Origin of the sequence: Faecalicatena contorta, assembly GCF_021531995.1 — a bacterium.
Classification (GTDB): Bacteria; Bacillota; Clostridia; order Lachnospirales; family Lachnospiraceae; genus Dorea_A; species Dorea_A contorta_A.
In genome coordinates, this window is the sequence record NZ_JAFBIZ010000147.1 from 1 (window position 1) to 6,014 (window position 6,014).

At 42.4% G+C, this 6,014-nt stretch carries 5 protein-coding genes; all 5 read right to left on the bottom strand.

The genetic code is table 11. From position 1 onward, the window contains the following. Positions 1 to 196 precede the first annotated feature (196 nt). Positions 197 to 1,123: a S1 RNA-binding domain-containing protein gene (locus tag JQM82_RS14065; RefSeq protein ID WP_235251025.1), complete on the bottom strand. Its 927-nt coding sequence runs from the start codon at positions 1,121 to 1,123 to the stop codon at positions 197 to 199. A 17-nt stretch (positions 1,124 to 1,140) separates the two neighbouring features. Then, the gene (locus tag JQM82_RS14070) at positions 1,141 to 3,108 is read right to left on the bottom strand and encodes a VirD4-like conjugal transfer protein, CD1115 family (RefSeq protein ID WP_235251027.1); all 1,968 of its coding nucleotides are present in this window, start codon (positions 3,106 to 3,108) and stop codon (positions 1,141 to 1,143) included. Continuing rightward, positions 3,098 to 4,204, bottom strand: a complete 1,107-nt coding sequence (locus tag JQM82_RS14075) for a hypothetical protein (RefSeq protein WP_235251029.1) — start codon at positions 4,202 to 4,204, stop codon at positions 3,098 to 3,100. The genes JQM82_RS14070 and JQM82_RS14075 overlap by 11 nt, the downstream gene beginning before the upstream one ends. Positions 4,205 to 4,342: 138 nt before the next feature. Beyond that, entirely contained in the window at positions 4,343 to 5,014 is a 672-nt protein-coding gene (locus JQM82_RS14080) for a DUF6100 family protein (protein WP_235251031.1), read from the bottom strand. Further along, a complete protein-coding gene (locus JQM82_RS14085; RefSeq protein ID WP_235251032.1) occupies positions 5,011 to 5,547 on the bottom strand; it encodes a DUF5697 family protein in 537 nt (178 codons plus the stop codon). The genes JQM82_RS14080 and JQM82_RS14085 overlap by 4 nt, the downstream gene beginning before the upstream one ends. Positions 5,548 to 6,014 lie beyond the last annotated feature (467 nt).

The following is a 6,014-nucleotide window of genomic DNA, read 5'->3' on the forward strand; positions in this document are numbered from 1 at the left end:
ATTTTATATCTCATAAAGATGAGTTGCTTTCAGAGAATTTGAAAAATCTTTTTGACATGGGTGTAGAAACAAGGGATCAGCAAAAAATAGTATATGGTTTGTTATTGAATGATGATGAGCTAAGAGGTTTTGCATAAAATGAAGAACCCAATTAATTTTGACAGGGAGCGGACCAAGTGCCGACTCCCTGCTTTATTTAAAGATTCTGTTTAATAATCCGGGTAATGATTCCTACTGCCACATTCCGTTCTTCATCTATATGAGTTACGACAAAAGAGACGTTGTCCTTCTTTCCAACGGTACGACTGTCATAGCAGGAGTGGGCAATGGCGTTGACTCCAATAGAGAGCCGGACAAATACGGTACCTTTGTGAATGTCTTCTACAGTGCCGGCATATTTCCCTTGGACTTTACATTTCTTCATGTTTTCCTTACTGGTATTGCCTTCCACACTTTTTACATCTGCCCGGACGGTGACATGTTCCGGATCTTCTGTATTTACTTCCAGTATACGTACCAGGATATGGTCACCGACATGAAAGCGTTCCCTGGCGTCGCCGAGCCAGTCGAAAGAAAGGTCACGGGCCAAGATGGATGTTTCCACTCCAAATATTTCAGCACGTACCACTTTTTCAGCGACTGCAACGACTCTTGCTTGCACGACACGGTCTTCGTGTACCTTTGGGGTGCCGTTTGCATCTTTCTCCAGATAGAAAATCTGTCGTTTCTTCAGCATGGCTTCTTTACGGCTTGCTACAATGCTGCGCGTCTTTGCATCCAGTCCTTTTACAATAAAATCAATCTCACAGCCGAGCATATTGTTGAGAATCTTATTCTGGCGTAGGGACAGTTCCCCATAATCATGGGCATCATCCTGTACCAGATTGATCATCATTTCTGTGACTGGAATGACAGTCCGGAAATCTTTGTAGTAAATAATTGCGATTAGACTGCCGGTTTCCGTTTTTTCAATTCCGCCGAGCATACCAGTCAGGATCTTCCTGGTACGGTATGCGTTCTGGATTTCATGCCAGATCAGATCCGCCTTTGACTGGGCAGTTTCCAATACGGTATCGGAATCAAGAGTTAATACAGTAGTGTTGGTAATCATTTCGTTTGACATAAATGTTCTCCTTTCGTTTATGACATGATGGAATTTTTATCTAAAGGAACCATTTCAGACGAATTTTTCCAGTCATCTTTTAACAAATCTTTTGGAAGGTCATCATAATCTGGTTCCTGATAGACGGGGTCCTGAATTGGGAGGACCGGTTCTTTTGTCTTTTTTGATGGTGTATATGTACGCCGTTTCTGGGATTTTGCTTGTGGCTTTGGGAGGTAGTCATATTCTTTTGTCTGTCCATTTTCTCGCCATTTTGGAATATGTTCCGATGCTTTCTTTGTGACAAGCTTTTTGGCATCTGGATGAAGGGTATAATCATATTTTTCTACTTTCAAAACTTTTTGCCCGCGTAGAATGACCAAAGCGGTATCCAGTGGAAGACGGAGAATTTCATCCGGAGTTAAAAGTTTGCGTTTTCCAATGGATTGGGTTTTTCTGTATTCTGGAGAATAGTCGGATACCCGCCAAGTATTGAGCTGTTTGGCTTCAGAACTAACCCCTACCGTTACATCTCCGGATCTGGCACTGATGAATTCTGCAGTGACCTCATCTGTACACCCTAAAAATAATTGGGTATCACAATTCCCGATGATTTCCTGCCACTGGTTATATGGATAACGGTTCTGCATCTGGGGCAGGTTCTGAAAGATACAGGAAATGCTTAGTCCCCTTGATCGGCAGACGCTGATCTTTTTGTTCAGTTCCAGAATGGCACCTGTATTGGCAAGCTCGTCTGCCAGGATATGAACTGGGACCGGCAAACGCCCATTTTTACCATGCTTATCTGCAAATCGTACCAGTTTGATGAATACGAAAGTCATGAACAGGGATGACAGGAAGTCAAAGGCACTGTCCTGATCGGAAGTGATGCAGAAATATGCACATTTTTCTTTTCCCGGAAGTGTCAGGTCGATCTCATCATAAGATGTGATCTGTCGGATCAGTTTATTTTGAAAAACCTGCAGCCTGGCACCCAGACCGATGATCACGCCGGATCTTACCGTATCACTTGCCTGCTTATAGATGCAGTAAGGGACTTTTGCCGGATGGGATACGGGTAACAGGTCAAAAAGACTATTTAGTTCCTTTTCGGAACTCAACGTCAGTAATTTATAAACCTGACCGATATTCTTGGACTCTGGAGGGAATCCCTGTTCCACGTAAAGAACCAGGGCTTTTAAAAGGTTTAATTCCGCATTGTCCCAGAAATGATCTCCTTTGGCAGAACCGGTATTTTGAATGATGACATCCGAAAATACCTGGGCCATAGTTTCCTGACCGTCTATTTCCATCAGACAGTTCCAGGCATCTGAGTTTTCTGGATTGACCAGATTGAAACACCGAACAGTATATCCTTCGTTCTCCAGATATCCTGCCATACTTTCATATAATTCTGATTTTGGATCGGTTATAATTAGGCTTTCTCCACGGGCAACGCATTGAAAAATCATATTTCTTGCATAAGCCCTGGATTTCATGGAACCACTGGCACCGTAAACTGCAACATTTCGATTCATGCGTGTTTCATAAGGAAGGCAAACCGCTTTTCCGTTTAGCTTGCCAAGAATTGTTCCTTTATTTTTCTTCACATGATCAGTTAGTTCCAGGACTTTGTGCATCTCATCCGGAGTCATGAATCCGGAAGTTCCATAGGTACCCTTGGTAGAGTAGTTTAGATTTCGCTCCTTATCGAAAATTTCACCATTTCTGTCATATCCCATCCGCATCACTAAGAAGGTTAGAAGACCAAAAGCAAGAAGGCATAAAAAAATTCCATACAGGTTATATGGGAATTGTGTCAATGCCATAAGGCAGGCTTTTGGATGTAGGGAGGCTGTCTGGGGGTAAGTACCATTTCCAGCAAAGTTTCCGGCAGCACTCCAGGTTTGGTAGTTATAAATAAATTGTGCCACATAGCCGCCAGCATAGAGCGTGCAGAGGCAGATTGGAAGCAAATAGATGAGCTTCCACCATTTACGGTTCATGTAAAAACCCCCTTCTGAATTTGTTAAGGTCAATACTGGAGAATTGAATGTCTGCTGTGAGGTATTCTTTGAGAACTGGTATCTGGAAGTCAAAACAGATCAGGTTTCCGTGTAGACTGTAAACATTCAGTCCGGTATTGAATCGATTGATTCGCTGCATGTCAAAATCATAAGCAAGAAGTGCAGGGTTTCCATCTTTGGTTACTGCATCATGCTCCAGTGGTATTTCTTCCTGGCGAGCGTTCATATCCGATAGTAATAATTCGTTAAGCTGTTTTGTCATTGCCGGGTTTGCTAATAGCTGCATCAATGTTTCCCCCTGAAGATCGTTGGGGAGATAATGGAAATGTTCAAACGAGGTGTCCAGCATAAAGAGGCTTCGCTTGTAGCCACCAGTGCTGGTCAGCAGTTTGAAAGCAGTTTCCATATTGTCACCAAGCATAATTGCACGAATTTTCGGATGTCCGGAGTAAGGATATCCCTGCAGATAATGTTGCAGGAAAGCATTGAGGCGCACTTCAGTTTTATACTCCCACTTGAGGATGCCGCCCCCGGTATTGTAAATAACATAAACACAATGGGGTGCCATCAGAATTCCCATACTCCGGGAACTTTTGATTTTTGTTGTTGCTGCCCCAAGTTCTTTAATCTCTCTGGAAGAATAAAATAAAGGAAGGCTTCGCATATGGATGGAAGCAGCTTCGCGTTCCACAGAAAAAATATGTGGTTTTACATCCGGATAAAATGGGATTCCGGCATGGAGCAACGTCAGGTATGTTTGTGCCTTCTGATGAAGACGGATGCGGCGTGACGGTTCGCTTCGGATAACATTAGTCTCAGTATTTCCACATAGATAGCAGTGGAAGCGGTCAGGATAGTAGGCGAGGAGCAGTTCCTTGGAACGTTTGGTCAGTCGGTATCCTCTGAGTTTATCCTTATAGTGAGTACGGATGAGCTTTTCGGCCTTCAGTTCAGTGATGATTTTTTCAGCATAAGAAGGACTTGTAAAAAGACGATTCAGTTGATCCGCAGGAAATTCCCCACAGATTCCGATAAGTTCCAGCAGCCTGAATTTCTGGGTGTCTGGTCTTAGCAAATAAGTATCACCTCAATTCATTTTTTACCGATGTTAGCCTGTACTTGGGTAAAATGGCTTTTGTCAGTGGTAGAAAAAGCATAGAAATATAATGCTTCAATCCTCTTTTTACCTATGTCGGAAAAATAGGTAAGAAAATCAGGAAATTTCCGATATAGTTTCCAATAGCTCTTTATGCGCTTTCACCCAATCCGGAAAGGCAGATTTTTCCATGATGTAGACAACTGTCGAATCTGCATTACCAAATTCTGTTGTATGATAGGAATCACAGTACAATCCGGTATCGTCCAATAAAACGTAAGTTGCTATCGTATCCAGAATCTGCTTGAATTCCAGATTGTCATAGTCACGAACCCTTTGGCTGGAAAGAGTACGATCATAAATCTGGCTGAAGCAGACCACACAGTCTTTATACAGAGCCAAGTCGTGGCTTTTTACATATTCCTGCAGAGCATAATTCAAGGGCTCATGAAGAAATGCCATATTAGTGCGGGCTTTTCTTTTGGGGAGAAGTCCTGGAAGGATAATAGACAAAATCTCCTGTTCCTGTGAGATAACGATTCCCTGTGCGTCTGCAGCAAGTTCTAGATAACTGTTCTTGCCAGAGAAATCAGTGATATAGACCAGATTCCTGAGCTGGCAGGTGATACGTTCTGACCGTAAGGCAGCATCGGTGCTTAGTGCTTCATAATTTGCACCATATTTTTCAATGTCTGTAGTTTTCAAAGCAAAAAGGGTGTTTCTGAGCTTTTCTATCTCGCTTTCCACACCCTGTAATCTCTGAAATATGATTCTTGTATTTGTGTTCATGAAACCTCTTTCTTTTGGTAGTAGCTGACAGAGCCGTCAGGGGTGACCATGCAGTAGGCAACCACACCATCAATCGTAAGTTTTCCCGCTTGTTTTTCCGATTCAATGATGATGATTCGTAATGCTTCCCTTGGAGGAATACTTTCAAATACATTGTTCATCAACGCTTCCTGCCCATTAGCAACATAAATGATTTCATAGGTTTCGTCATGGGAAAAGAAATGTAATTTAACGGGAAAATCACCGCTGGTATGGTAGATGAGTGCCTTTTTAAAATCCAGAAGAACCCAGAAGGCAGCAATAGTTCCCATATCTGGTGAATTAGCAGACTCTTCAGTGTCACATAGTAAATGCTGTTCTTTATCATGGTAAATCCGCCCCTGTTTGGTCAAACTGGTGATGAGAGATTTGATAGAATTCCTGTTTTTATCAAAAAGCTGCAGCACCTGTTCATAATGCAAAGCGTGATATGTAGTGAGAATCCGAAGAAGGGCTGCCCCTTCGCCTTTATATATCTGTTCTCGTGTTTTCATATATGGTCTCCCTTCGTATTTGTAATTGTACGTATATCTATACGTACAGCCTGCGTATAGGATTCTGTGCGTATGGTGTACGTACAGATAGTGGCTTGCTGTCAGTACGGTTTTGGGTACAAAAAAAGCACCGGTCAGGGTGCTGATGAATAAGAAAACTATAAGCAATACTCATTTTAGCATGGGTAAATTTGCGTTACAATCGCAGAAGTGTGCCAATTTTGTGACAGGGATATTGTCAGGGTGAAATAAATGAATTATAATTTATAAAGAAGTTGCCATGAACCAAGGATAATAAATAATTATCTAATTTTGATATAAAAATACAAGGGAGGAAGAGTGATTATTCCGGGCGATTAGCCCATGCGCTGAAGCGCGTTCAGCGCATGGGTATCGCCGTTTAGCAAAGGCTGGTCGCAGTTCAGCCCAGGTCATCAAGCATGTGATAAATGCTGCCGCATATTAAC